The following is a 26,470-nucleotide window of genomic DNA, read 5'->3' as shown; positions in this document are numbered from 1 at the left end:
CGATCCCGGCCGCGACGGGGCGGCGGGGTCGGGCGCGGCGGCGGGCTCGCCGGGAGGTGCGACGGTCGCCCAGGAATCGGGCATCGGCGGCTCGACCGGCGGCATGTCCTCCTCCGGCGGCTCCTCGTCGAACGGGGGCTCGTCGCCGGCGGGAGCGGCTTCAGCGGCGGCGAGGGGGGCGGCGCGCACCGGCTCGGCGGCCGCGGCGGGGGCCTCCACCGGAGCGGAGGGAGCAGCCGCCTCGGCCGCAGGGGTCGGATCGGCGGGGATCGCCACCGTGGCCCAGCCGTCGGAGCCGGTCGCGGCCGGGATCGGCGCAGCCGGGGCGGGCGCGGCGGTCGCCTCGACGGCGGCGCGCTCGGCCTCCGGGGCGGCGGCGCGAGGCTCGACGCGGGCGATGTACTTCACCCGCAGGCCGAGGACCTGCTGGATCGCCTGACGCAGGTACTCGCTGACTCCGGGCTGCCCAGCGGTTCCCGGCATCTTGAACGACTCGACGTCGTTCTGGCTCGGGAACGAGAGGGTCAGCACGTCGTCCTTGAGGGCGCGCACCTGGGCGGTGTAGGCCACCAGCCAGGCGGTCATCTTCGCCTTCTGCACGACCTCGAGGATCTCGGGCCAGGTGTCCTTCATCCGCTGGAGGGTGACCGCGCCGTCGGCGGAAGCGTCGCCCGCGGCCGCAGCGGGTGCGGAGGCGGCGGGCGCCTCAGTGGACGCAGCGGCCTGATCCGACGGCTCCTGCCCGACCGGCTCCGGACGAGCCGCCGCGGCGGTCGTCGCGCGGGGGCGTCCTGACTCGGCCGACGCGGACTCGTCCGCCTCCGGCGCGGCCGCCGTCTCGTCGGGCGCCGTCACCGGCGGCGCGGCGACCGGTGCGGACGCGGTCACCGGCGCCTCGGTGCGCGGAGCGGCCGCGATGGTCTCGGGCACCGAGCCGGGAGCGGCGGCGTGCGAGGCGTGGTGGGGCTCGGGCGCACGGGACGGCTCGGGCGCACGGGACGGCTCGGACGCGCGCGACGCCTCGGACGACCGCGGGGCGGGCGCCGCGGTCTCGCGCGGAGGGGCCACGTGCCGCGGGCGCTCCTCCTGGGCCGCGACCGGCGCGATGCCGGCGCCGGTGCCGTGCACCAGGGTTCGGGCGATCATCAGCTCGAGGTGCAGGCGCGGCGAGGTCGCACCGGTCATCTCGGTGAGGGCCTCGTTGACCACGTCGGCGATGCGGGAGAGCTCGGCCAGGCCGAGCGCGCGCGACTGGCCGGCCATGCGGTCGAGCTCGTCCTGCGAGACGCCGCGGAGCACGGCCGAGGCCGCGCCCCCGGTCGCCGCGACGACGATCAGGTCGCGGAGCTTCTCGAGCAGGTCCTCGACGAAGCGGCGCGGGTCCTGCCCCGTCTGGATGACGCGGTCGACCGCTCCGAACGCCTCGGCGGAGTCGTGCTCGGCGAGCGCGTCGACCACCTCGTCTAGCAGGGCGCCGTGAGTGTAGCCGAGGAGGGCGACGGCCCGCTCGTACTCGACGGTCTCGGCCTCGGAGCCGGCCATCAGCTGGTCGAGCAGGGAGAGCGTGTCGCGGACGGACCCGCCGCCCGCGCGGACCACGAGCGGCAGCACGCCGGCCGCCACGTGCACGCCCTCGCGCTCGCAGAGCTCCTGCGTGTAGTCGAGCATCTGCGCCGGCGGGACGAGCCGGAACGGGTAGTGGTGCGTGCGCGAGCGGATCGTGCCGATGACCTTGTCCGGCTCCGTGGTCGCGAAGATGAACTTCACGTGCTCCGGCGGCTCCTCCACGATCTTGAGCAGCGCGTTGAAGCCCTGCGGCGTGACCATGTGCGCCTCGTCGAGGATGAAGATCTTGAAGCGGTCGCGCGCCGGGGCGAAGATGGCGCGCTCGCGCAGATCGCGCGCGTCGTCGACTCCGTTGTGGCTCGCCGCGTCGATCTCGACCACGTCGAGCGAGCCCTGGCCCTCGCGGCTGAGCTCGACGCAGCTGTCGCAGACGCCGCAGGGGGTGTCGGTCGGGCCCGTCGCGCAGTTGAGGCAGCGGGCGAGGATGCGCGCCGAGGTGGTCTTGCCGCAGCCGCGGGGGCCGCTGAAGAGGTAGGCGTGGTTGACGCGGTTGGTGCGGAGCGCCGTCATGAGCGGATCCGTCACCTGGGACTGGCCGATCATCTCGGCGAACGTCTCGGGCCGGTACCGGCGATACAGGGCTGCTACCACCCGACAAGAGTAGCCGCGACCTCCGACACCGGAGCCGGGACGGCGGAGACCGGAGCGCGCGTAGCCTCGGTCCCGTGCTCCCGCCGCCTCCGCTCCCCCGCTTCGACGCGGTCATGCTCGCCGGCGGACGCGCTTCCCGCCTCGGCGGCGCGGTCAAGCCGCTCCTCCGGCACCGCGAGTCGACGCTCCTCGGCACCGCCCTCGCAGCCGTGCGCGGAGCCGAGCGGAGGGTCGTGGCCGGACCGTCGTCGCTCGCACAGGCCGTCGACGGCGCCGAGCTCGTCCAGGAGGATCCGCCGTTCGGCGGCCCGGTCGCGGGCCTGGCCGCCGCGCTGCCTCTGCTCGACCGCCCGGGCGCTCCGGACTGGGTCGTCGTGCTCGCCGCCGATCTCGTCGCCCCCGCTCCCGCCGTGCACACGCTGCTCGAGGTCGCATCGAGCGCCGTCGAGGCCTCCCTCCTGGCCGTCGACGCGAGCGGCCGAGCCCAGCAGCTCCTCGGCGTGCACCGGCGAGCGGCCCTCGTCGAAGCGCTCACCGCGCTCGGCGATCCCGACGGCGCCTCGGTGCGCGCCCTCCTCCGGGACCTTCCCCCGCGGCTCGTGACGGTGCCCGGAGGGACGACCGACGACGTCGACGCGCCCGCCGACGCGCTCCGGCACGGGATCGACCTGCCGGGCCCGCGCGGCGCAGACTGAGCGGATGGACGACACGACCGGCCCCCGCCCCTCCGCCTCCGACGGCGCCCGCCCCACGGAGGAGGTGCTCGCCGGCTGGTGGGCCGAGCTGTGCTCCGCGCTCGGCCTCGGCGAGGTCCCGGTGGACCCGGACGCCCTGCTCGCCCTCGCCGGTCGCGCGGCGCACGGAGTGGTCCGGCCGGCGGCTCCGCTGACCACGTTCCTCGCGGGCTACGCGGCGGGCCGGGCCGGGGGCGGCCGGGACGCGCTCGACGCGGCGCTCGCGGCCTCGCACCGGGCGGTGGACGAGCGTCCGCACGCCTCCTGAGACGGTACTCCACCGGCCTCGATCCGGCATCAGGCCGACGCCGTACGGTTCCCCCGAGTCCCGGTGCCGCGGCTCGAACCGAGAGCGGCGCAGGACTCCCGCGGCCGACTGCGCCGCGGTCGTCCATCTGAAGGAGCCCCGCATGTCAGGCAACAGAGCCGTCGCCTACAAGTCCCCCGGAGTCGTCGAGGTCATCGACATCGACTACCCCACCTTCGAGCTGAAGGACGGACCCGGCGTCAATCCGGCGAACATCGGGCGGAAGCTGCCGCACGGCGCCATCCTCCGCACCGTCTCCACCAACATCTGCGGCTCGGACCAGCACATGGTCCGCGGCCGCACCACCGCTCCGTCGGACCTCGTGCTCGGCCACGAGATCACCGGCGAGGTCGTGGAGGTCGGCCCCGACGTCGAGTTCGTCAAGGTCGGCGACATCGTGTCCGTGCCGTTCAACATCGCCTGCGGCCGCTGCCGCAACTGCAAGGAGCGCAAGACCGGCATCTGCCTCAACGTGAATCCGGACCGCCCTGGCAGCGCGTACGGCTACGTCGACATGGGCGGCTGGGTCGGCGGGCAGGCCGAGTACGTGATGGTCCCCTACGCCGACTGGAACCTCCTGGTGTTCCCGGACCGCGATCAGGCGCTCGAGAAGATCCTCGATCTGACGATGCTCTCGGACATCTTCCCGACGGGCTTCCACGGCGCGGTGACCGCCGGAGTCGGCGTCGGGTCCACGGTCTACGTCGCAGGAGCGGGACCGGTCGGACTCGCAGCGGCGGTCGGAGCGCAGCTGCTCGGAGCGGCCGTCGTGATCGTCGCGGACCTCAACGAGGAGCGTCTGGCGCAGGCGCGCTCCTTCGGCTGCGAGACGGTCGACGTCTCGAAGGGCGATCCGGCCGGCCAGATCGAGCAGATCCTCGGCGTGCCCGAGGTCGACTGCGGAGTGGACGCCGTCGGCTTCGAGGCGCACGGCAACGGCGCCGACTCGGGGAAGGAGGCGCCGGCGACGGTGCTGAACTCGCTGATGTCGATCACCGCGGCGGGCGGCGCCCTCGGCATCCCGGGCCTCTACGTCACGGGCGACCCGGGCGGAGTCGACGAGGCGGCCCAGGAGGGCTCGCTGTCGATCCGCCTCGGGCTCGGCTGGGCGAAGTCGCTGTCCTTCACCACGGGCCAGTGCCCGGTCATGAAGTACAACCGGCAGCTGATGATGGCGATCCTGCACGACCGGGTCCACATCGCCGACGCGGTCCAGGCCACCGCGATCAGCCTGGACGACGCTCCCCGCGGCTACGCCGACTTCGACAAGGGCGCCGCGAAGAAGTTCGTGCTGAACCCGAACGGCTACCTGGGATGACCGACGGGGCGGGTCCTGCCCAGGGCCCGCCCCGAGCCCCGGGAGAATGGACGGGATGAGCGCGCACGGGCACGAGGCGACCGACTGGGACGAGGCCAGGCGGATCGTCGGCGAAGCGGTGGCGCGCTCCGGCGTCTCGAGCGTCCCCCTCCTCGACGCCCGCGGAGCCGTCCTCGACTGCGCCGTCACCGCCGCCCGGCCGCTCCCCCACTACGACTCCTCGGCCATGGACGGCTGGGCCGTGCGCGGACCCGGGCCCTGGCCGCTCGAGGACGGCACCGCCGCTCCGATCGTCACCGGAGCCGCCGTGCCCGACTGGAGCGACGCGGTGCTGCCGTCCGAGCAGGGCGCGGTCCGCGACGACCTGCTCACGGCGCGGGCGCCCCTCCCGCCCGGCCGCCACGTCCGGCGCGCGGGCGACGAGGCCGCCCGCGGAGCCGTGCTGGTCGATGCCCGGACCCGCCTCACTCCCGCGCACCTCGCCCTGCTCGCGGTCGCCGGGATCGACGCGCTCGACGTCCGCCCGCCCGCCGCGGTCGACCTGCTCCTCACGGGGGACGAGGTCGACACCGAGGGGATGCCGCCCGCCGGACGGGTGCGCGACGCGTTCACGCCGCTGCTGCCCGCGCTGGTCGAGCTCTCGGGCGGAGCCGTGGGAGAGGTCGTGCGCCGCGGCGACGACGAGGAGGCGATCGCACGGACGCTGCTGGCGGGCACGGCGCCGATCCTCCTCACGACGGGCGGGACCGGGCGCTCCCGGGTGGACGCGGTCCGTCGCGCCCTCGATGCGGTGGGCGCGCGCGTCCTCGTCGACGGCGTCGGAATGCGCCCCGGCCACCCGACCATGGCTGCGCTGCTGCCGGGAGGGACGCTGGTGATCGCGCTGCCGGGCAATCCGCTCGCCGCACTCCTCGCGGCGCTCTCCTTCCTGCCGCCGGCCCTCGACGCGGCGTCGGGCGCCGCTGCCCGACTCCTCGGGCGGGGCGTCCTCGCCGAGCCGCTCGGGCGCGCGGGGGCCACGGTGCTCGTGCCCGTCTCCTCCGGAGAGGACGGCTGGCGGGCCTCCGCGGGCATCCGCTCGCACATGCTCACCGGTCTCGCCGCCTCGGAGGCCGTCGCCGTCGTGCCCGCACCGGGAGCGGCAGCGGGCGACTCCGTGCGCCTGCTGCCGCTGCCCTGGTGAGGCCTACGCCGCCGGTTCGAGGCGGATCACGACCGACTTCGAGGTAGGCGTGTTGCTGATCTTCGCGGTCGAGTCCAGCGGCACGAGGACGTTCGTCTCCGGGTAGTAGGCGGCCGCGCAGCCGCGGGGCGTGTCGTACGCCACGACGCGGAACGCCTCCGCCCGCCGCTCGACGCCGTCGGGCCACTCCGAGACCAGGTCGACCATCGCGCCGTCCGCGAAGCCCAGCTCGGCGACGTCGTCGGCGTGGACGAACACCACCCGGCGGCCGTCGTGGATCCCGCGGTAGCGGTCGTCCTTGCCGTAGATCGTGGTGTTGAACTGGTCGTGCGAGCGCAGCGTCTGCAGCAGCAGCCTGCCCTCCGGAACCCGCGGGTACTCGAGCGGATTCGCGGTGAAGCGGGCCAGACCGGAGGGGGTGTCGAAGCGGCGCGAGTCGCGCGGCGGGTGCGGGAGGACGAAGCCGCCGGGCACGTCGATCCGGGCCTCGAAGCCGTCGAAACCGGGGACGACGTTGGCGATGTGCGAGCGGATGCGGCGGTAGTCGTCGCGCAGTCCCGCCCAGTCGACCCGGGGGACGTTCTCGCGGCCCTCGAGCAGCCGCTCCGCGATCCCCGTGAGGATCGCCACCTCCGAGCGCAGGCCCGGGCTCGGCGGGCGCAGGCGGCCCCGGGAGGCGTGCACGGCGCTCATCGAGTCCTCGACCGTGACCCGCTGCTCGCCCGAGCGCTGCACGTCGGAGTCGGTGCGGCCGAGGGTGGGCAGGATCAGCGCGCGCCGGCCGGTGACCACGTGCGAGCGGTTGAGCTTGGTCGAGACGTGGACGGTGAGGGCGAGCGAGCGCATCGCCGCCTCCGTCACTCCGCTGTCGGGCGTCGCCCGGGCGAAGTTGCCGCCGAGCCCCATGAACACGCGGGCCTTCCCGTCGCGCATCGCCCGGATCGCGGCGACCGTGTCCGTCCCGTGCACGCGCGGGGAGGAGAAGGAGAACTCGCGGTCGAGCGCGTCGTGGAAGGAGTCCGGCATCCGCTCGAAGATGCCCATCGTGCGGTCGCCCTGCACGTTCGAGTGGCCGCGCACCGGGCAGACGCCCGCGCCGGGCTTGCCGATGTTGCCGGTGAGCAGGAGCACGTTGACGACGTCCTTGAGCGTCGCGACCGAGTGCGCGTGCTGCGTGAGGCCCATCGCCCAGCAGACGACGGTGCCCTCGGACGCCGCGATCAGCTCGGCGACGGTGCGGATGCGCGTCTCGTCGATCCCGCTCGCCCGCTCGATCTCGTCCCACTGGACCTCCCGCAGCCCGTGGAGGTACTCGGCGAGGCCGCCGGTGCTCTCGCGGATGAAGGCGTGGTCGAAGACGTCGCCGCGCGCCTCCTCAGACTCGAGCAGCGCCTTGCCCAGACCCTGGAACAGGGCCTGGTCGCCGCCCAGCCGGACCTGGAGGAAGTGGTCGGCGAGGGCCGTGCCGTCGCCCAGGGTGCCGCGGACGGTCTGCGGGTTCTGGAAGCGGAGCAGCCCCGCCTCCGGCAGCGGATTCACGGCCACGATGGTGCCGCCGGCGCGCTTGGCGCGCTCCAGCGCGGTCAGCATCCGCGGGTGGTTCGTTCCGGGGTTCTGGCCGGCGACGATGATCAGCGGAGCCCGCTCCACGTCGCGCAGGCTCACCGAGCCCTTGCCGATCCCGATCGTCTCGGTGAGGGCGGATCCGCTGGACTCGTGGCACATGTTCGAGCAGTCGGGCAGGTTGTTCGTGCCGAAGCCGCGGACCATCAGCTGGTAGACGAAGGCCGACTCGTTCGAGGTCCGGCCGGACGTGTAGAAGATCGCCTCGTCGGGGCTCGCGCAGGCGCGCAGCTCCTCGGCCACGAGGTCGAGCGCCTCGTCCCAGCCCACGGGCCGGTAGTGCGTCGCGCCCTCCTCGAGCAGCATCGGCTCCGTGAGCCGGCCCTGCTGGCCGAGCGCGAAGTCGTCCCACTCCTCCAGCTCCGCGACGGGGTGCGCGGCGAAGAACGCCGATGTGACGGTGCGGAGCGTGGCCTCCTCGGCGACCGCCTTCGCTCCGTTCTCGCAGAACTCGGCGACGTGGCGCTTGTCGCCCTCCGGCCAGGCGCAGCCCGGGCAGTCGAATCCGGTCTTCTGGTTCACCCGCAGGAGCGTCTCGGCGCTGCGCACCGGGCCCATCTGCTTGAGCGAGATCTCGAGGGCGTGGGCGACGCCGGGGATCCCGACAGCGCGTCTCTTCGGCGATCGGACGGAGAGGCGGCTCTCGTCGATCGGACTCTCGCGGGGCTCGGCGTCATCGACCATTCCTGCATCGTACGTCCGCACCCCGGCATCGCTCCCGGTTCCCGGTGGGAGGATGACCTCCACCGCCTGAGGAGACCCATGAGCCGCAGTGTCGCCCGCACCCGCCTGACCGCCGTCCGCGCCGACGATCCGCCCCGCCGCCGCGAGGACGTCCTGGCCGTCGAGGAGCCGCTCGAGATCCGCGTCGGCGGACGGCGCTTCAGCGTGACCATGCGCACACCCGGCGACGACTTCGACCTGGTCGCGGGATTCCTGGTGTCCGAGGGGGTGCTCACCGAGTCGGAGCAGCTGGCGGCGATGCGCTACTGCGCGAGCGGCTCCGGTCCGGGCGAGAACACGTACAACGTGGTCGACGCGAGCGTCCGCGGCGGGCGGGGGGCCGTGCTGCTCGAGCGCGAGCGGTCGGTGTACACGACGAGCTCGTGCGGAGTGTGCGGGCTCGCGTCGCTCGAGGCGGTCGCCACCGACTCGGCGTGGAGCGTCGCGGAGGACGACCTGCGGGTCGAGCGGGAGCTGCTGGTCTCGCTCCCCGATCGGCTCCGCGAGGCGCAGGCGGTGTTCGAGCGGACGGGCGGCGTCCACGCGGCCGGGCTGTTCGACGCGGACGGCTCGCTGCTGGTGCTCCGAGAGGATGTCGGGCGGCACAACGCCGTGGACAAGGTGGTCGGCTGGGGGCTCCGGGAGGGGCGGCTGCCGTTGCGGGGGACGCTGCTGCAGGTGTCGGGGCGCGCCTCGTTCGAGCTGGTGCAGAAGGCCGTGATGGCCGGCATCCCCCTGCTCGCCGCGGTCGGTGCCCCGTCGTCGCTGGCGGTGGACCTGGCTCGCGACTCCGGCCTCACCCTGATCGGCTTCAGCCGCGGCTCCGGCTTCAACCTCTACGCGGGCGACGCGCGCCTGCTGCCCTGAGCCGGGGCTCCTCGGCCGGCTCCTGCGGATGGAGCAGCCTGCACAGCGGGCGCATCGAGATCCCCCTCGTACTCGGTGGCTCTCGCCACGCCGCGTCCCGCGGCTACTCGACCAGCGAGGGTCGCCGCGTGTTCGGCAGAGGGCCGCGACCCGGAATCGCGTGCGAGCGATTCAGGACAGCCCGACAGGAGCCGCTCCACGGGAGCCGCCACCCCCGGAAGCCGACCGCGAGTCGTGTCGCGGCTCCGCCGCTACACGACCGACAAGGACTGCCGGGCGATCTCCAGCTCCTCGTTCGTGGGGATGACGAGGACGGCGACGCGGGAGTCGTCGGTGGAGATGCGGCGGGCGCCGCGGTCGGAGGACGTGTTGCGCTCGGGGTCGAGCTCGATGCCCAGGCCCTCGAGGCCGCGGAGGGCGCCGGCGCGGACGGCGGCGACGTTCTCGCCGACTCCGGCCGTGAACACCACGGCGTCGACGCGGCCCAGCTGGGCGTAGAAGGCGCCGATGTAGTGGCGGAGGCGGTGGTAGTAGACCTCGAGCCCGGCGCGGGCCTGCTCGTCGCCGGCCTCGGCCGCCTCCTGGACGTCGCGCATGTCGCCGCGACCCGTGAGGCCGAGGAGGCCGCTTCGGCGGTTGAGGAGGGTGTCGAGCTCGTCGATCGAGAGGCCCGCCTTGCGGGCGAGGTGGAAGACGACGGCCGGGTCGAGGTCGCCGGAGCGGGTGCCCATCACCAGGCCCTCGAGCGGGGTCATGCCCATCGAGGTCTCGACGGAGACGCCGCCGTCGACCGCGCAGGCAGACGCTCCGTTGCCCAGGTGCAGGACGATCGTCTTCAGGTCGGAGCGGCGGCGGCCGAGATAGGCGGCGGCGGCCTCCGAGACGAACTTGTGCGAGGTGCCGTGGAAGCCGTAGCGGCGGACGCGGTGCTTCTCGGCGAGCTCGGCGGGCAGCGCGTAGGTCGACGCCTCGGCCGGGATCGTGTGGTGGAAGGCGGTGTCGAAGACGGCGACGTGCGGGACGTCCGGGAAGGCCTTCTGCGCCGCCTCGATGCCCTCGAGGTTGGCGGGGTTGTGCAGCGGGGCGAGATCGGCGAGGTCCTCGATGTTGATCTTGACCAGGTCGGTGACGACGGTGGGCTCGAAGAAGCGCTTGCCGCCGTGCACGACGCGGTGGCCCACGGCGACGGGAGGGAACTCGTCGAGGCTCGGGCCGTGCTCGCCGAACGCGCGGATCATCGCGTCGAAGCCGGCGGTGTGGTCGGGGATCGGCCCCTCGATCTCGAACGACTCCCCGTCGCGGGTGTGCTTCGTGCGGCCGGTGTCCTCGCCGATCCGCTCGACGAGGCCGCTGGCGAGCGTCTCCTCGGTGGTCATCTCGATGAGCTGGTACTTGAACGACGACGATCCGCTGTTGACGACGAGGACGACGGACATGAGGGGACTCCTGGGGTAATCGGGGTCGGGAGGGGCGGCGGCGGGGTCGCCGCTACCGCACCACGGGGATGGCGGCGGTGGGCGGGACGATGGCCTGGGTGGCGGCCTGGATGGCCGTGATCGCGACGGTGTTGACGATGTCCTGCACGAGCGCGCCGCGCGAGAGGTCGTTGACCGGCTTGCGCAGACCCTGGAGGACCGGTCCGATGGCGACGGCGCCGGCCGAGCGCTGCACGGCCTTGTAGGTGTTGTTGCCCGTGTTGAGGTCGGGGAAGATGAACACCGTCGCGCGCCCGGCGACCTGGGAGCCGGGCATCTTCGAGGCCGCGACCGCCGCGTCGGCCGCCGCGTCGTACTGGATCGGGCCCTCGACGAGCAGGTCGGGCCGGCGCTCGCGCACTAGAGCCGTCGCCGCGCGGACCTTCTCGACGTCGGCGCCGGCTCCGCTCTCGCCGGTGGAGTAGGAGAGCATCGCGATGCGGGGGTCGATCCCGAACTGCTGGGCGGTCTCGGCGGACGAGATCGCGATGTCGGCGAGCTGCGCCTCGGTGGGGTCGGGGTTCACCGCGCAGTCGCCGTAGACCAGCACGCGGTCGGCGAGCGCCATCAGGAACACGCTCGAGACGACGGAGACGCCCGGGCTCGTCTTGATGATCTCGAAGCCGGGGCGGATGGTGTGCGCGGTCGTGTGCGCGGCTCCCGAGACCATCCCGTCGGCCAGGCCGAGCTGCACCATCATCGTGCCGAAGTAAGAGACGTCCGTGACCGTGTCGTAGGCGTGGTCGTAGGTGATGCCCTTGTGCGCGCGGATGCGGGCGTACTCCTCGGCGAAGCGCGCGCGGTGCTCCGGGTCGAGGGTGCTCAGCACGCGGGCGCCGTCGAGGTCGAGGCCGAGGCCCGCCGCACGGGCGCGGATCTCGGCCTCCTCGCCGAGGATCGTGAGCCGGGCGATGCCGCGCTTGAGCACGGTCGCGGCGGCGCGGAGGATCCGGTCGTCGCCGCCCTCGGGCAGGACGATGTGGCGGTCGGCGATGCGCGCGCGCTCGATCAGCCCGTACTCGAACATCAGCGGCGTGACGACCTCGGACCGGCCGACGTCGAGGAGGGTGAGCAGCTCGACCGCGTCGACCGCCTCCTGGAAGAGGGCGAGGGAGGTGTCGCGCTTGCGCGGGGAGTCGGCCGCCAGGCGGCCGCGGGCCGCGGTGACGCGGACGGCGGTGTCGTAGGTGCCGAGCTCGGTCATCACGATCGGCACGCGGCTGTCGACGCCCTCGATCAGCCGGACGATCGGCTCCGGCAGCTCGAAGCCGCCGTTGAGGATGATGCCGGTGACGGTGGGGAACGTGCCGGAGGCGTAAGCCATGATCACGGCGAGGACGACCTCGGGCCGGTCTCCGGGGACGATCACGACGCCGCCCTCGGTGAGCCGCGGCAGGACGTTGACCATGGACATGCCGGCGATCACCACGCCGAGCGCCTCGCGGCCGAGCAGCTCCGGATCGCCCGCGACGACGACGCCGTCGACCGCCTCGACCAGGCGGGACAGGCTCGGAGCGACGAGGAACGGATCCTCGCGGATCGCCCAGACCGGGACGGTGGCGGGGATGCTCTCGCGGATCGCGGCGACGGCATCGGCGGCGGTGTCGGGATCGGCGCGGTTCGCGATCACTCCGATGAGGCTCGCGTGGGCCGTGCGGAGCTCGACCGAGGCGAGCTCCGTGATCTGGCGCATCTCCTCCGGCGTGCGCGCGGGCGCCTGGCCCAGCTGCTCGCTGCGGGACGAGTCCCGCCCGGTGAGGACGAGCAGGACCGGGGCACCGAGGTTGGCGGCGATGCGGGCGTTGTAGCCGAGCTCGGTGGGGCTGCCGACGTCCGTGTAGTCGGAGCCGAGGATGACGACGGCGTCGCACCGGGCCTCGACGCCCTTGTACCTCTCGACGATCCGCGAGAGCGCCGCCTCACCGTCGGCGTGGACGTCCTCGTAGGTGACGCCGATGCAGTCCTCGTAGGCGAGGCCCGAGTCGGAGTGGCCGAGCAGCATCTCGAGCACGTAGTCCGGCTCGGAGGTGGAGCGGGCGATCGGGCGGAAGACGCCGACCCGCTGCACCTGGCTGCTGAGCGCATCGAGGACGCCGAGGGCGACCGTGGACTTGCCCGAATGACCTTCGGCGGACGAGATGTAGATGCTCTGAACCATCGGATCCAGCCTACCGAGGGGGTCCCTCCGCCTGGCTGAGTAGAGGCCAGGGATGGGAGGGCGTGCATGGCGCGCGGCTGTCGAGGAGCGTCCGCAGTCGGTAGGGCCTCGTAGCGGCTGTGCGGCGGACCATCGGCGGAGCAGGCGGGCCAGTTAACGGAAGAAGACCCCCCGCGCACCCGCCAGAGCCCGGTTACCCTTGCTGCGTTTCCGCCCTGGGGGAGTTGGCCTGGATGGCGCCACGCGGGGAGCCGGGTGACAGTCTAACCGACGACGGCGGCCGAGGAGAGCGGGGCGTGTCGGTGTCGTGGTCAGCGGGAGCCTCCGACACCGGCTAGTATCGATGAGTCGCGGCTCAGGTCGTGCCAGGAGGATTCGCCTAGTGGCCTATGGCGCACGCTTGGAAAGCGTGTTGGGTGAAAGCCCTCGGGGGTTCGAATCCCCCATCCTCCGCGAACGGTGTCCGTTGCTCTCGCCAGCACGGGCACCGTTTTGTTTAACCGGTGCGGGCGATCGTCGAGGCCCGGTCGACCGGCGCAGGCGTCCATCGGAGCGGCGCGCTCACGCAACGCCGGGTTCGCGCCGCCGGCGCACACGCAGCCTTAGCGGACGACCTCGCGCCGATTGCGGGAGATCAGCCGTAGAGGTGGTTCGTCCGCGCGCAGGAGTCGGAGCAGAAAGCGCCACGGCGGGCGACGAGCGGGGCCGAGCAGGCGGCGCAGACGGGGCGGAAGAAGAGTTCGGCTATGGTTCGCGACATGGTCCGACCGTAGGAGCCGGTCCCGGATCGTGCCCGTCGCCATCCGTATTACGACAACGCGGACGACAGGGCGGCGATACGGACCCTCCGGCGACGCCGGCCGTCAGTCGGCGATGCGCTCGAGCCATTCGTCGAGCAGGAGCCGCTCCCCCGCGCTGAGGGGCTCGATCTGCGGCAGCGCCGTCCGCAGGGCGACGGCGTGCGCGACGACCGCACGGGCGGCGGGATCGGTGGGGCCCGCCTCCGCCGTGGTGATCGCCGCGAGGACGGACTCGCGCGAGCGGGACGAGAGCTCGTCGTCGGGGTCGGCGAGGGCGGTCAGCGTGAGGGTGCAGCCGAGCGCGGCCGACTGGAGCAGGCGGGAGGCCCGCTCGACGTCGACGGTGAGGCGGCCGGCTTCGGCGACGGCCCGGACCGCGTCGAGGAGGACGCCGCGGGACAGGCGCGCCGCCTCCGACTCCTCCCCCGGCCGCGCGGTGAACATCAGCGCGTAGAGGTGCGGTTCGGCGAGTCCGAAGGCGACGTGGTGATCCCAGGCGGCACGGAGCGCGTCGACCGGGTCGGCCGGCGCCTCGCTCCGCTCGAAGTCGGCGAGGGCCGTGGCGAATCCGGCTGCCGCGGCCGAGTCGAGCAGCCCGCGCAGGTCGCCGAACGTCCGGTAGATCGTGGGGGCCTGGACCCCCGCCGCCGCGCTGATCGCCCGCGTCGACACCGCGTCCCGCCCGCCGTCCGCCAGCAGCTCGACCGTCGCTCGGAGGATCCGCTCCCGCGTCGTCCCGCTCTCACTCATGCTACCGACGCTAACACGTTCCCGTTAGCGCCTCGTCTCCCGGACCGGCCCGGGCCGCCTCAGCGCCGTCGGGCGGTCCCGAAGATCCCGCGGACCACCTCGCGCAGCAGGGTCCTGCCGGCGCTCGAGCCCAGCACCTCCTCGACGACCGTCTTGTCGCGGCGGGCGGTGCGGGTCCCGCGGGAGGTCGGTGCCGTGCGCCGACGGGAGCGCTCGGCGGCCTGGTCGGCGGCGCGCTCGGCGGCGGCCCGCTCCTTCGCGCGGCGGGCGGCGTCCGCGGTCTCCTCCTTGGCGCGACGCGCGTCCTCCTTGGCGCGGCGGGCGTCGTCGGCGGCCTGCTGCTCGGCGGCGGCGCGGGCCTCCTCGGCGTCGGCGGCGGCGTCGAGCCGGCGGGTGAGGATCTCGCGGGCGGAGTCGCGGTCGAGGGGCGTGCCGTAGCGCGCGAGGAGCGGGGACCTCTGGACGCTCGCCTCGCGGTCGGCCTCGGGGGTGGGCTTCATCGAGCCGAGCGGGGCGCGGAGACGCGTCCAGGCGACCGGGGTCGGGGCGCCGCGCTCGTTCATGACCGTCACGATCGCCTCGCCGATGGGGAGCGACTGGAGGTCCTCACCGAGGTCGTAGTCGCTCTCAGGGTAGGTCGAGACGGTGGCGCGGAGGGCCTTGGCGTCGTCCGGCGTGTGCGCGCGGAGCTGGTGCTGCACGCGGGAGCCGAGCTGGGCGAGGACGTCGCCCGGCACATCCTTCGGGGTCTGGGTGACGAAGACGATGCCGACGCCCTTGGAGCGGATGAGGCGCACGGTCTGGGTGATCGCGGCGAGGAAGTCCTTCGACGCGTCGCGGAAGAGCAGGTGCGCCTCGTCGAAGAAGAACACCAGCTTCGGCTTGTCGAGGTCGCCGACCTCCGGCAGGTCGTTGAAGAGGTCGGCGAGCAGCCACATCAGGAAGGTGGAGAACAGAGCCGGTCGGTCGGCGACTCCGGGGACCTCGAGGAGGCTGACGACGCCGCGCCCGTCGGCGGCGAGGCGGAGGAACTCGGCCGTGTCGATCTCAGGCTCGCCGAAGAACACGTCGGCGCCCTGGTCGGCGAACGCGATCAGCTCGCGGAGGATCACGCCGGCGGTCGCCTTGGACAGCCCGCCGAGCTCGGCGAGCTCCGCCTTGCCCTCGTCGCCGACGAGGTAGGTGAGCACGGCGCGGAGGTCGGACAGGTCGACGAGCGGGAGACCGGCGCTCTCGGCGTAGTGGAAGACGAGGCCGAGGCTCGACTCCTGCGTGTGGTTGAGGCCGAGCACCTTCGCGAGCAGCAGCGCGCCGAATCCCGTCACGGTGGCGCGGACGGGGACGCCGGTGCCGATGCCGCCGAGCGCGAAGTACTCGGCGGGGGCCGCCTCCGCCCGCCAGTCCTGGCCGATGCCGCGGGTGCGGGCGAGCAGCGCGTCGGTCGCGGTGCCCGGAGTGGCGAGGCCGGAGAGGTCGCCCTTGATGTCCGCAGCGAAGACGGGGACGCCGTGGGCCGAGAGCTGCTCGGCGAGGACCTGCAGCGTCTTCGTCTTGCCGGTGCCGGTCGCGCCGACGACGAGGCCGTGCCGGTTGAGCATGCCGAGCGGGATGCGGACGGGCACGTCGATCCGCGCGTCGCCGTTGACGAGGGCGCCGAGCTCGAGGGCCGGGCCGGTGAACGCGTACCCGGCGCGCACGGCGTCGACGGCGCTCTCGGGGAGCGGACCGGGGGCCGGGGCGGGCGCCGAGGGGGTGGGCGGAGCATCTGCATCCGGAACGATCGGACCGGAATCGACGGCGTCCGGGGCAACGGGAGCAGCGGACTGCTCCGCTCCGCTCCCCGACGCCGCCACCAGCCGCACGTCGTCCGCGACGGCCTCCGCCTCCTCCGGGCCGGCCGCCGCGTTCAGCGCCGCGGCCGCCGCCTCCGCTCGCGCCAGGGCCTCGGCGGCCTCCGCCTGCAGTCGGCGGGCGGCCTCCAGGGCTGCGCGCGCCTCGTCCCTCGCCGAGGCGAGCCCGTCGTCGTCACTCATGGGCTCAGCCTAGGTCGGCGGCGCCGATCAGTCCTCGCGGACGTGCCAGGACTGTCCGTACCCGCCGTCGGCCTCGGGGCGGGCCATCAGCTCGAGGAACGGGTCGGCGCTGAACGCCTCCGGCCCGAGCACTCCGGCGCCGGTCCACACGCCGGTCGCGAGGAGCTCGAGCGCGACCACCGGGTTGAGCGCCGTCTGCCAGACCACGCACTGGGTGCCGTACTCGGCCATCGTCCACTCGTTGTCGCTCACGTGGTAGAGGTACACCTCGCGGTGGGCGCCGTCCTTCGTGCCGGAGACGAAGAGGCCGGCGCAGGTCCTGCCGGTCATCCGCGGGCCGATGCCGGCGGGGTCGGGCAGGGCGGCGGCGACGACGTCGCGCGGCGAGACCTCGACGGGACCGCCGGCCGAGCGGACCCGCAGGGGCTCGGTGCTGTCGAGGCCGAGGAGGTGGAGGGTGCGCAGGACGCCGATGAACTGCTCGCCGAGGCCGTACTTGAAGGTGACCTTCTTGGCGTCGAGCCAGCGCGGCATCAGCAGCACCTCCTCGTGCTCGACGTTCACGCACTCGACCGGGCCGATACCCTCGGGGAACTCGAACACCTCCGGCTCCGAGAAGGGGGCGGTGGTGTACCAGCCGCGGTCGCGCTCGAACACCACCGGCGGGTTCAAGCACTCCTCGATCGTGGTCCAGATGGAGAAGGACGGAGCGAAGATCTCGCGGCCGTCCGCGTCGTGCACGACGAGGTTCGCGCCGTCGCGCACTCCGAGCTCGTCGATCTCGTCGAAGAGGTGGTCGGAGGCGTAGCGGGCGAAGACGTCGGAGAGTCCCGGCTCCACGCCCATGCCCACCAGGGCGAGGCGGCCGCGGGAGGACCACTCCTCCGCCGCGGCGAACTGCTCGTCGCCGAGCTTGAGCCCCGTCAGCTCGTGGGGCTGCTCGGGGTGCGGGAGCGAGAGGCTCATCGCCATGTCGAGGTAGTCGGCCTCGGCGGCGAGCGCTCCGGCGAAGATCGTCGGGACGAAGCGCGGCTCGACGGCGTTCATCACGTGGGTCGCCCCGTGCGCGCGGGCGACGGTCTCGACGTTCTCGGCGTCGGAGGCGTCGATCCGCGCGGCGACGAAGCGGTCGTCGGCACCGTGCCGCTCCGCGATCCAGGCGACCGTGCGCTCGGCGCGAGCGAGGTCGTAGTCGCAGACGATGATCTGCTCGAAGAAGGAGCGGCGCGCGGCGATCTTCGCGAAGGCGTCGCCGACGCCGCCGGCGCCGACCAGGAGGATTCTCATGGGGACACCGTACCGACGGATCGCGTCGTCCACCATGCCGAGCACCGACGGAATCGGAGCGGAGCGCGCCTTGAGGCCACCGGATCCGTCACGGGGCGGCCCGCTCCCCCCGCTCGAGCAGGCGGAGGAAGCCGGAGAGGTGCCCGAGGCCGGTCAGCGAGGTCGGGAGCGAGGCGGCGAGCGCCGGCGAGTGCACCAGGTACGCCGCCCACTTCGCGCGCGAGACCGCGACGTTCAGGCGGTTGGGCAGGAGGAGGAACTCCATTCCGCGCGGGACGTCGGCCCCGGAGGACGCGGCGAGCGACACGATGGCGACCACCGCCTCCCTGCCCTGGAAGAGGTCGACCGTGCCGACCGGGGTCTCCTCGAGGCCCGCGGCGTCGAGGGCGGTGCGGAGGAGCCCGCCCTGAGCGTTGTAGGGCGCGACGACGATGACGTCGGCCGCGGTCAGCGTCCGCTCGCCGTGCTCGTCGGTCCAGGCGCGGCCGACGAGGGAGAGGGCGATCTCGACGACGCGCCTCGCCTCGTCCGGCGAGGAGGTGGTGTCGCCCGCGTGCTCGACCGGGACGGAGTGCACGCCCGGCTCGACCCCCTCCAGGTGGCGCACCTGCGGCGCCCGCGACCGCAGCGCGCCCTCGTAGGACAGCTCGGAGACGGCGTCGGAGAGCGCCGGGTGCATCCGGTGGGTCTGCGCGAGGAAGTAGCCGTACTCGGGCGGGAGGACGTCGTGCCCGTCGGCGAGCCAGCCGAGCGCCGACTCGTCGACCGGCTCCGGGTGCGCGCCCTGGCTCACCTGGGGCAGCTGCTGCGGATCGCCGAGCAGGAGCAGCCGCTGGGCGGAGACGGCCGACGCGATCGTCGGGGCGAGCGAGAACTGCCCGGCCTCGTCGACCACCAGGAGGTCGAGCGAGCGGCGCGGCACGGTGACCGGGTTCGCGAAGGTCCAGGCGGTGCCGCCGATGACGCAGCCGCCGCCCTCCTCGAGGACCGCGGTGAGTGCCGCCGCGTTCTTCACCGGCGCCCAGGGCGCCGCCTCGAGCGCCTCGGGCGGCGTGCCGTTCTTGGGCACCTTCGCTACGCGGGAGGGATCGACGCCGCGGCCGACGACGGCGCTCAGCACGTTCTCGACCACCGAGTGCGATTGGCCGACCACGCCGATGCGCCAGCCGTGCTCGTTCACCAGCCGTGCGATCACGTGGGAGCCGACGTAGGTCTTCCCGGTGCCGGGCGGACCCTGCACCGCGAGGGTCGCCCGGTCGAGTCCGAGCAGAGTGGTGACGACCGCGCCGATCACGTCGTCGCCCTGCACAGGAGCGACGGCTCCCGGCGGCACGCGGCGGAGGACGTCGAGCGCCGGATCGGCCAGCATCGCGGGCAGCGCGTCGAGGACCTCGCCGCCCCACTCCGCGATCGCCTCGGGCTGGGGCGCGGCGCGCGGCGGCGGCGCGGGGGCGAGGGCGACCGGAGCGTCGTCGTGCGGATCCTCCCCCGCCTTCAGGCCCTCCTTGAGGAGCAGGACGATCCGCTCCCCGTCGTCGTCGACCGCGAGGATCTCGGAGCGCTCGGAGGCGCCGCGCAGACCGGGACCGGGCGAGGGTGCACCAGGGGGCGCCGGGGCCTCGTAGACCAGGTACGGCGATGAGCCGGTGCCGAGCCGGCTGCCGGGAGCGAGCCGGCCGAGGATCCGCAGCTCGCGCGACTGCGTGCGGGCGCGCGGGAGCTTCGCCCAGTCGCGGACGACCTCGACCCGGTCGATCATCACGACGTCGCGGGTGTCCGCCCACTCGTCCAGCGGCTGCCGGAGTCGGTCGAAGTGCTCCTGCCAGAAGGTCTTGGCCTCGCGGCGGTGGTAGTCGATCGCCGCGCCGGCGAGGGCGAGCGCGGTCTGGTCGGCCGTGCGCTCGCGCGGCTCGATCCCCTCGACCTGCGCCAGCAGTGCGACCGCGACCGGGTGCGGCTCGCGGGGCACGGGGATCTCGACCTCGAGCAGCGGCGGCAGCTCCTCGCGCGGCGGAGCGAGCTCCAGGAGCCAGTCGCGCAGGCGGAGCGTGGAGCGGCAGTCGTAGGCGTTGTACTCAGCGACGAGGTCGAGCCCGCGCTGCCCCTCGGCAGGATCGGCCCTCTGTGCGGCGCGCGCCTCCACGTACATCTCGATGCTGTCGGCGGCGTTCGTGACGCCGGACGCGTCCCGCTCCTCCTCGCCCATGTAGAGCGGCTCCAGCTTCTTGAGCGAGTAGCTGCGCGAGCCCACGCGGAGCGCCCGCCGCACCACCGGGTACAGGTCGACCAGGACGCCGTCGCGCAGGAGCGCGTCGACCTCCTCCTCGCCGACCCCGTGGCGGAGCGCGAGCGAGAGCAGGTGGCTGCGCTCGTAGGAGGCGTAGTGGTAGACGTGCATCCGGGAGTGCTCGGCCCGGCGCGCCCGCAGGAGCGCGAGGAAGTCGAGGAGCGCCCGGCGCTCGGCCGCGAGGTCGTGCGCCCAGAGCGCGGTGAAGCGCTCCTGGTCGTCGACCATGCCGAAGAGGTAGTCGAGGCCCCATTCGCGGTTGTCCTCGGTGTAGAGCGGATCGCCTTCGAAGTCGAAGAAGAGGTCGCCCGGGTCGGGCGCGGGCAGCCCGGCGAGCACGGAGGCGTCGATCACCTCGACGGTCGGCACCGGCGAGGACTCCGACCGCAGCTGCAGCCGCGCCTGGGCGCGCAGGCCCTCGAGCGTGCCCGCGCCCAGGCCGGGGACGGGGCCGTCGTGCTCGGCGAGGGCGTCGAGGGTGAGGACGCCGGCCGCCGTGAGCTTCGCCCGCTGGTCGAGCCGCATCCCGGCGACGAGGATCGGATCGCGGTGCGCCTGGACCTCGGGCGCGCAGACCGCGCAGCGTCCGCAGGAGGGGTAGCGCGGATCGCCCCACGCCAGCGGCTCGTCGGCGGCGAGGCGCTCGTCGAGCACGGCGCGGAGCCGGGCGCGCTGCACCCGCTGGACCGGGGCGACGACGGCCAGCTCGTGGCTGGTGACGGAGCCGTCACCGAGCACGAGGTGCACCTGCTCCCCCACGCGGATGCCGCGCGCCTGCATCTGCTCGGCGTAGGCGGCGAGCTGCAGCAGCGCCGGGATCTTCGCGTGCCGGGCGAGCTTGGTGTCGTAGACCTCGTAGGCGCCGTCGGCGGTGCGGAGGAGGAAGTCCGAGAAGCCCAGGAACTCGCCGTCGAAGAAGGTGGCCTGGTAGAGCACGTCGACCCCGGCGCGCATCGCCTCGACGGCCGCCTCGGCCGCCGCGGGGTAGCCGGCGGGCTCGGGGCGCTCGAACTCGAGCACCTCGTGCGTGCGCTTCAGCTCGGCGAGGAAGCGGTGCTCGTGCTCGTCGCCGAGCACCGCGGTGCGCTCGAGCATCCCGTCCCTCTCGGCCTCGAGGCGCGAGGCGCGGCCGAGCAGGGCGTCGAACCGGCGGAGGACGGCCCACTCGCAGGCCGCCCAGTTCGACAGGTCGGTGGGGCTCGTGACCACGCGGCCGGACTCCAGGTACACGCGACTCCTTCCGCGACCACCGGGCGGCGATCGGCTCCAGGCTAGGGCGCCCCTCCGACACTCGTGCGGCCGCGGCCACCACCCGCGCCGCTCCGGCTCCGCGTGGCAGGCTGGGCCGATGACCCGCGCTCGCTTCGAGATCATCCCGGCCGACGACATCGGCGAGCGCGCCGCACGGGCGTTCCCGGACCCCTCTGCGGTGACGCTGACCGTGACGAGCCTGCCGAAGCACGGGACCGAGCGGACCGTGGACTGCGCGGTCGCGCTGGCCGGGCGCGGGTTCCGCGTGGTGCCCCACCTGGCGGCGCGGAACGTCGAGGGCCGCGCCGCACTCGAGCGGGTCCTCGGGCGGATGGGCGAGGCGGGGATCGACGAGGCGTTCGTGATCTCGGGCGACGCGTCCTCGGCGGCCGGCACCTACTCCACGAGCCTCGAGCTCATCCGCGACGCCCGCGAGATCTCACCCGGGCTGGCCCTGGACATCGCAGGCTATCCCGAGGGCCACCCGCACCTCTCCGACGAGAGCATCGAGCGGCACCTGCGCGAGCGCGCTCCGTTCATCCGCTCGATCGTCACGCAGATGTGCTTCGACGTGGACGCGGTGGTCCGCTACGCCGATCGGCTGCGCGAGACGGGGATCACGGCCGATCTGTGGGCGGGCGTGCCGGGGCCGGTCGAGCGCTCGCGGCTGCTGACGCTGGGCGCGCGGATCGGAGTGGGCTCCTCGCTCGGCTTCCTGAAGCGGAGCACTTCGGTGGCCGGCGGGCTCCTCCGCGGACGCCGCTTCGACCCGTCCTCGTTCGTCGCGCGCCTGGAAGCGGCGGCGGGCGACCGCCTCGCGGGCCTGCACGTCTACACCTTCAACGAGCTCGACTCCCTCGCCGCCTTCGCCTGATCCGCGAGCCTCCGCGCTCCTCGAGCGCCGATCCTCAGGGGCTCGAAGCCCTCGCGGGGAGCGCTGCGCCGGTCAGGTGGTGCGGCGGATCCAGATCGGCGGGTGCGGGAGCTCGGCCTCGGTGCGCAGGCGGCCGGCGAGCGGAGCCCAGACCACGAGCGCCACGCCGATCCCGAGCAGCAGGCCGCCGACGGTGTCGCTCAGCCAGTGGGCGCCGAGGTAGGTGCGGCTCGCCATCATCGCCACGGTGTAGAGGAAGCCCGCGATCCAGACCCACAGCAGCGGGAACACCAGGGCCAGCACCATCGCCGTCGTCGCCGCGTTGGCGGTGTGGCCGGACGGGAAGGAGCCGTAGTCGCTGGTGACGAGCATGTCGGCCGGGCGGGCGCGTCCCACCAGCTCCTTGACGAGCTGAGTGGCGCCCACGCTGACCAGCGCGGCGATCGCGTAGTAGAGCGCCGCCCACCGCCTGCGGAACACCAGCAGCACGGCGACGATGCCGAGCGGGATGAGCGTCGTGCCGACGAGCCCCGCTCCGACCGTGTTCATGACGAGGGCCGGGATGTCCCAGACCGGCGAGCGGTGCTCGACGATCTCGTCCATCCACTCCACGTCGAAGCGGAAGGCCGAGGTGGGGCGGAAGGCGATCAGCACGGCGAGCAGCACCGTGAGCAGGATCGCGAGCGACGCGGAGATCAGCGGCCAGCGGCGGGAGACCCGGTGGGCCGCCTCCTTCGTCAGCAGCCGGGCGGCGACGTCGTCGGACGGCACCTGCTCGCGCATCCGCGCACGCTGGACGGCGTCGGGGCGCGCGATTCCGGGCTCGGTCGACAGGCGGTCGTCGCGGTGATCCATCCGGACATGATGCCGTCACCCGGCGTTCCCCCGCTGGGGGTTGCGGGGCGGCGCGGCCGACCGATCGGAAGACCGGCGTCCGCGCGGCGGGGTTCATGACAGGGTTCGAGCGGCCTTGCGGATCCCCGGCCTTCCCCCGCGGGGGTTCGCGGCGCGCCTCAGCCGGCCGCGCGGGCCAGGCGGGCGGCGCGGAGGGCGTCGAGCCGGGTCGGCTCGGAGGAGCGCGCGAGGAGCCGCGCGGCGACGGCGCTCACGCGGGAGTCGTCCGAGGCGGAGGCCCGCTCGAGGGCGGCGGCCGCGTCGGGACCGGTGATCGAGCCGAGCGCCATCACGGCCGAGACCGCCAGCGCGGAGTCGTCGCTGCCGGCGGCCCCGTCCAGCGCGTCGACGGCAGGACGCGCGTCGTCGCCCAGGTAGCCGAGGGCGGCGGCGGCATGCCGGCGGACCGGCGCGGACCCCTCGCGGAGGGCCTGCTCCAGACCGGGGACGGCCGCGGCGCCGAAGGAGGCGAGGACGTCGGTGAGCACGTTCTGCGCCTCCGCGTCGTCGTCGCCGAGCAGGCCGAGCAGGACCGGCAGCGCGCGCTCGTCGCCGAGGCGGCCCAGCGCGAAGCGGGCCTTCGCGGCGACGGCGGGCTCGGAGTCGGCGGCCAGCGGGGCGATGTCGTCGAGCGTCGCCGGGTCGAGGATCTTGCTGAGCACGTGCAGCGCCTGCGTGCGCACCCGGGGCTCGCGGCCGAGCGCCTCGCGGGCGACGGGGACGGCGGCGGAGCCGAGGCGGCCGAGCGACCAGGTGAGCACGTCGCGGACGAAGAAGTCCGGCTCCTCCCACAGGTGCGCGGCGAGGGGCTCGGCGGTGGCGGGCTCGGCGAGCTCGCCCAGGGTCATCGCCGCGCGGAGGCGGACGTCGCGGTCGGGGTCGGAGAGCTCGGCGAGCAGGGCGGAGGAGTCGCGGGAGGACATGGGAGGGGACTGTAGCAGCGGCGCTCGGGAGCGGATCCAGCGGGGGCCGGAACGCCCGCGAGGAGCCGCAGGAGCGGGGCCTGCCGGATCGCCGGGACCCGGAGACGAGCGCTCAGTCCTGCAGCGCCGGGACGCTCCTCGGCCGGACGATCAGCCAGAGCGCCAGGATCGACACGGTCGCCGTCGCCATCATCACCACGGCCATCGGCACGGCCGAGCCGGCGCCGAAGACCCCCGAGATCGGCGACAGCAGTCCGGCGGTGCCGAAGTTGACCGCTCCGAGCAGCGACGCGGCCGTCCCCGCCTCCCGGCCGTGGTTGACCAGGCCGAGGACCTGCACGCACGGGAAGCTGAAGCCGCAGGACGCGATGAAGAACCACAGCGGGACGAGCGTGCCCCAGAGCCCCAGCCCGAGCACGTCGAAGAGGGCGATCAGGCCGGCGGAGGTGAACAGCGTCAGCGTCGTGATCGCGAGGATCCACTGCGGCCCGATCCTTCGGCTGAGGTAGGAGGACGCCTGCACGCCGAGGACGACGCCGAGCGAGTTCACGGCGAAGAGCAGTCCGTACTGCTGCGCGTCGAATCCGTAGAGGCCCTGGAACAGGAACGAGGAGCTGGAGAGGTAGGTGAACAGGCCGGCGAAGGTCATGCCCCCGATCACCGCCACTCCGAGGAACACGCGGTCGCTGAGGACGGCCCGGTAGCGCTGCACGAGCGAGCGGTGCTCGCGCTCGTGTCGGGCGGCGCGGGGCCGGGTCTCGACGACGAGCAGGCCGACGGCCGCGACGACCAGCACGCCGTAGGCGGCGAGGAAGACGAAGATCCCGCGCCAGTCCATGATCAGCAGCAGCTGCGAGCCGATGACCGGCGCGAGCACGGGCGCGAGGCCCGACACCAGGGCGAGCCGGGACAGCATCCGCACCAGCGGGCGTCCGCCGAAGAGGTCGCGGACCATCGCCATCGCGACCACGCCGCCCGCCGCCGCGCCGGCTCCCATCAGGAAGCGGAAGACGCCGAGGGTGACGATCTCGGGGGCGAGCGCCGCGCCGACGCAGGCCAGCACGTGCAGCGAGGTGGCCAGGAGGATCGGCAGGCGCCGGCCGACCGCGTCGCTCCAGGGGCCCACGACCAGCTGGCCGAGCGCGAAGCCGAGGGTCGTGCCGGTGAGGGTCAGCTGGACCGCCGCCTCCGACACGTTCAGCTCGCTCTGCAGCGCGGGGAACGCCGGCAGGTAGAGGTCGATCGTGAACGGCCCGAGGGCGGTCAGCGAGCCGAGGACGATCACGTAGACGAGGCGCTGGCGGGCCGTCAGGGCGTCGCCCGGGTGGCGGTGCACCGGGAGGGAGCCGGTCGGAGTCGAGGCGGGAGTGGACACGGAGTGCCTTCCTGCGCAGGGCGCAGCGGGGTGGGAGGGAGGGGTGCGGCCGGTGTCGTCCTCGGCGCGGGAGCGGACCTCGTCGGCTCCACGCCGCTCGGTCGAATCAATTCGATCACGTGTCGGACAGCGGCGCCACCCCTCGGCCCGCCGTCGGGTCAGACCGGGTGGAGCGGAGTGCCGAGCGGGTCGGCGAGCAGGCGCTCGAAGGCGAGCTCGGCGGCGCCCAGCATGAGCAGATCGGCGCCGAGCTCGGTCCGAACGATGCGCACGGAGTCGAGCGCGACCCGGAAGGGGCCGCCGCGGCCCAGGCACTCCTCCAGGAACCCCGGCGCGACTCCGATCAGCGCCCCGAGGAAGCCGCCCAGCACCACGAGCTGCGGGTTGAACACGTTTATCACGTTGCGCAGGGCGACCGCGAGGTGCCCGAGCTGGCGCTCGACCTCGGCGCGGACGGCCGGGTCCTCGGAGGCGGCGAGCGCCTCCTCCAGCCGCTCGCTCTCGTCGAGGCCGAGCACGGTGAGCAGCTCGGCGCGGCCGACCTCGGTCTCGAGGCAGCCGACGGCGCCGCAGTGGCAGTCGATGCCCGCGCTGTTGACGAGGGTGTGGCCGATCTCCCCCGCGTAGCCGTCGATGCCGTGCAGAGGCGCGCCGCCGACGATGACGCCGGCGCCCACTCCGCTCGCGCCGCCGTTGAGGTAGACGAGGTGCGAGACGTCGCGGCCGACGCCGAGGACGCTCTCGGCGAGTGCACCGAGGTTGGCGTCGTTCGCCGAGAGGACGGGCAGGCCGGTCGCGTCCGCGAGCATGCGGGAGAAGGGCTCGTCGTCCCAGCCGAGGTGCGGGCCGACCCGGACGAGGCCGTCGGTGTCGCGGACGAGGCCGGGCACCGCGACGCCGATGCCGACCGTCCGCGTCTCCTCGGGCAGCTCGGCGAGCAGCTCGGCGACCGCCTCGGCCGCCAGACGGGCGGCGGCCTCGGCGGTGGGGACGGAGGCGGAGCGGCGGATGCGGCGGCGGACGACGGCGTCGACGCCGACCACGGCGACCGTGACGGCGTCGATCTCGGGGTTCACGGCGAGCGCGACGACTCCGGGATCGGCCTCGACGACGGGGCTCGGCCGGCCGACCTGGTTCGGTGTGGCGGGTTCGCGCTCGCGCACGATGCCGAGCTCCACCAGCTCGCCGACCAGCGCCGCGATCGTGGAGCGGTTGAGGCCGGTCAGGCGGGTCAGCTGCGAGCGGGAGCGGGGGCCGCCGCGGTGCACGAGGCGGACGATCGCCGAGAGGTTGTGCCGCCGGACGCGGTCGAGGTTGTTGCCGCGCGTCGCGTGGTCGGGCATCCGCGGTCTCCTCTGCTTGCGGGGGTCAGCCTAGCCGGGGGCGGGGCC

Annotated in this window: 19 protein-coding genes, 1 tRNA gene and 1 other RNA gene; 7 read left to right on the top strand and 14 right to left on the bottom strand. The window is 74.0% G+C overall.

The window, feature by feature from the left end:
* The coding region (locus tag C5C55_RS15505) for a DNA polymerase III subunit gamma and tau (protein ID WP_104234536.1) at positions 1–2,217 on the bottom strand (2,217 nt) is incomplete at its 3' end.
* Between the two features lie 74 nt (positions 2,218–2,291).
* Between C5C55_RS15505 and C5C55_RS15500 the strand changes: the two genes are divergently transcribed.
* The 4 genes from C5C55_RS15500 (at position 2,292) to C5C55_RS15485 (ending at position 5,759) form a co-directional block, all read left to right on the top strand.
* Complete coding sequence (locus C5C55_RS15500) at positions 2,292–2,912, top strand: molybdenum cofactor guanylyltransferase (RefSeq protein WP_258065324.1); 621 nt, start codon at positions 2,292–2,294, stop codon at positions 2,910–2,912.
* A gap of 4 nt (positions 2,913–2,916) precedes the next feature.
* The gene (locus tag C5C55_RS15495; protein ID WP_219812392.1) at positions 2,917–3,219 is read left to right on the top strand and encodes a DUF6457 domain-containing protein; all 303 of its coding nucleotides are present in this window, start codon (positions 2,917–2,919) and stop codon (positions 3,217–3,219) included.
* A 142-nt stretch (positions 3,220–3,361) separates the two neighbouring features.
* Positions 3,362–4,576, top strand: a complete 1,215-nt coding sequence (gene fdhA, locus C5C55_RS15490; protein WP_104225123.1) for a formaldehyde dehydrogenase, glutathione-independent — start codon at positions 3,362–3,364, stop codon at positions 4,574–4,576.
* Between the two features lie 55 nt (positions 4,577–4,631).
* Positions 4,632–5,759, top strand: a complete 1,128-nt coding sequence (locus tag C5C55_RS15485) for a molybdopterin molybdotransferase MoeA (protein WP_181067869.1) — start codon at positions 4,632–4,634, stop codon at positions 5,757–5,759.
* A gap of 3 nt (positions 5,760–5,762) precedes the next feature.
* Here the strand turns inward: C5C55_RS15485 and C5C55_RS15480 are convergent, their stop codons facing one another.
* The gene (locus tag C5C55_RS15480) at positions 5,763–8,066 is read right to left on the bottom strand and encodes an FdhF/YdeP family oxidoreductase (RefSeq protein ID WP_104234531.1); all 2,304 of its coding nucleotides are present in this window, start codon (positions 8,064–8,066) and stop codon (positions 5,763–5,765) included.
* 78 nt (positions 8,067–8,144) lie between these two features.
* Between C5C55_RS15480 and fdhD the strand changes: the two genes are divergently transcribed.
* Entirely contained in the window at positions 8,145–8,972 is an 828-nt protein-coding gene (fdhD, locus tag C5C55_RS15475) for a formate dehydrogenase accessory sulfurtransferase FdhD (protein ID WP_104234530.1), read from the top strand.
* A gap of 251 nt (positions 8,973–9,223) precedes the next feature.
* Here the strand turns inward: fdhD and C5C55_RS15470 are convergent, their stop codons facing one another.
* From C5C55_RS15470 to ffs, 3 genes are all read right to left on the bottom strand, one after another.
* Positions 9,224–10,408: an acetate/propionate family kinase gene (locus C5C55_RS15470; protein ID WP_104227458.1), complete on the bottom strand. Its 1,185-nt coding sequence runs from the start codon at positions 10,406–10,408 to the stop codon at positions 9,224–9,226.
* Positions 10,409–10,460: 52 nt separating this feature from the next.
* Positions 10,461–12,605 (bottom strand): phosphate acetyltransferase, encoded by a 2,145-nt coding sequence (gene pta / locus C5C55_RS15465; RefSeq protein WP_104227473.1) that lies wholly within the window; start codon positions 12,603–12,605, stop codon positions 10,461–10,463.
* Positions 12,606–12,764: 159 nt separating this feature from the next.
* Positions 12,765–12,861, bottom strand: an RNA gene (gene ffs / locus C5C55_RS15460) — signal recognition particle sRNA small type.
* Between the two features lie 112 nt (positions 12,862–12,973).
* Between ffs and C5C55_RS15455 the strand changes: the two genes are divergently transcribed.
* Positions 12,974–13,058: transfer RNA gene (locus C5C55_RS15455), tRNA-Ser, on the top strand.
* Positions 13,059–13,239: 181 nt separating this feature from the next.
* Here C5C55_RS15455 and C5C55_RS16905 read toward each other — a convergent pair.
* The 5 genes from C5C55_RS16905 to C5C55_RS15435 all read right to left on the bottom strand — a co-directional run bounded on the left by C5C55_RS16905 (position 13,240) and on the right by C5C55_RS15435 (position 20,992).
* The gene (locus tag C5C55_RS16905; protein WP_258062975.1) at positions 13,240–13,365 is read right to left on the bottom strand and encodes a hypothetical protein; all 126 of its coding nucleotides are present in this window, start codon (positions 13,363–13,365) and stop codon (positions 13,240–13,242) included.
* A gap of 103 nt (positions 13,366–13,468) precedes the next feature.
* Positions 13,469–14,155: a TetR/AcrR family transcriptional regulator gene (locus C5C55_RS15450; RefSeq protein WP_104227474.1), complete on the bottom strand. Its 687-nt coding sequence runs from the start codon at positions 14,153–14,155 to the stop codon at positions 13,469–13,471.
* Between the two features lie 59 nt (positions 14,156–14,214).
* Positions 14,215–16,188 carry a helicase HerA-like domain-containing protein gene (locus tag C5C55_RS15445; protein WP_104234529.1) on the bottom strand — a complete coding sequence of 658 codons (1,974 nt, stop codon included), beginning with the start codon at positions 16,186–16,188 and terminating at the stop codon, positions 14,215–14,217.
* A gap of 27 nt (positions 16,189–16,215) precedes the next feature.
* Complete coding sequence (locus C5C55_RS15440; protein WP_104234533.1) at positions 16,216–17,475, bottom strand: saccharopine dehydrogenase family protein; 1,260 nt, start codon at positions 17,473–17,475, stop codon at positions 16,216–16,218.
* A gap of 88 nt (positions 17,476–17,563) precedes the next feature.
* A complete protein-coding gene (locus C5C55_RS15435) occupies positions 17,564–20,992 on the bottom strand; it encodes a bifunctional RecB family nuclease/DEAD/DEAH box helicase (protein ID WP_104234528.1) in 3,429 nt (1,142 codons plus the stop codon).
* A gap of 118 nt (positions 20,993–21,110) precedes the next feature.
* Between C5C55_RS15435 and C5C55_RS15430 the strand changes: the two genes are divergently transcribed.
* Entirely contained in the window at positions 21,111–21,887 is a 777-nt protein-coding gene (locus C5C55_RS15430; RefSeq protein WP_104234527.1) for a methylenetetrahydrofolate reductase, read from the top strand.
* A gap of 72 nt (positions 21,888–21,959) precedes the next feature.
* On the opposite strand, the gene C5C55_RS15425 is transcribed toward C5C55_RS15430, so the two are convergent.
* The 4 genes from C5C55_RS15425 to C5C55_RS15410 all read right to left on the bottom strand — a co-directional run bounded on the left by C5C55_RS15425 (position 21,960) and on the right by C5C55_RS15410 (position 26,422).
* Complete coding sequence (locus tag C5C55_RS15425) at positions 21,960–22,742, bottom strand: phosphatase PAP2 family protein (RefSeq protein ID WP_244229597.1); 783 nt, start codon at positions 22,740–22,742, stop codon at positions 21,960–21,962.
* Positions 22,743–22,900: 158 nt separating this feature from the next.
* Complete coding sequence (locus C5C55_RS15420; protein WP_104234526.1) at positions 22,901–23,704, bottom strand: HEAT repeat domain-containing protein; 804 nt, start codon at positions 23,702–23,704, stop codon at positions 22,901–22,903.
* Positions 23,705–23,816: 112 nt separating this feature from the next.
* Positions 23,817–25,079 carry a multidrug effflux MFS transporter gene (locus tag C5C55_RS15415; RefSeq protein ID WP_104234525.1) on the bottom strand — a complete coding sequence of 421 codons (1,263 nt, stop codon included), beginning with the start codon at positions 25,077–25,079 and terminating at the stop codon, positions 23,817–23,819.
* A gap of 158 nt (positions 25,080–25,237) precedes the next feature.
* Positions 25,238–26,422: an ROK family protein gene (locus tag C5C55_RS15410; protein ID WP_104234524.1), complete on the bottom strand. Its 1,185-nt coding sequence runs from the start codon at positions 26,420–26,422 to the stop codon at positions 25,238–25,240.
* Positions 26,423–26,470: the final 48 nt, after the last annotated feature.

This window comes from Rathayibacter sp. AY1C2, assembly GCF_002931195.1.
GTDB lineage: Bacteria > Actinomycetota > Actinomycetes > Actinomycetales > Microbacteriaceae > Rathayibacter.
This window is presented reverse-complemented; position numbering and strand designations above follow the sequence as displayed.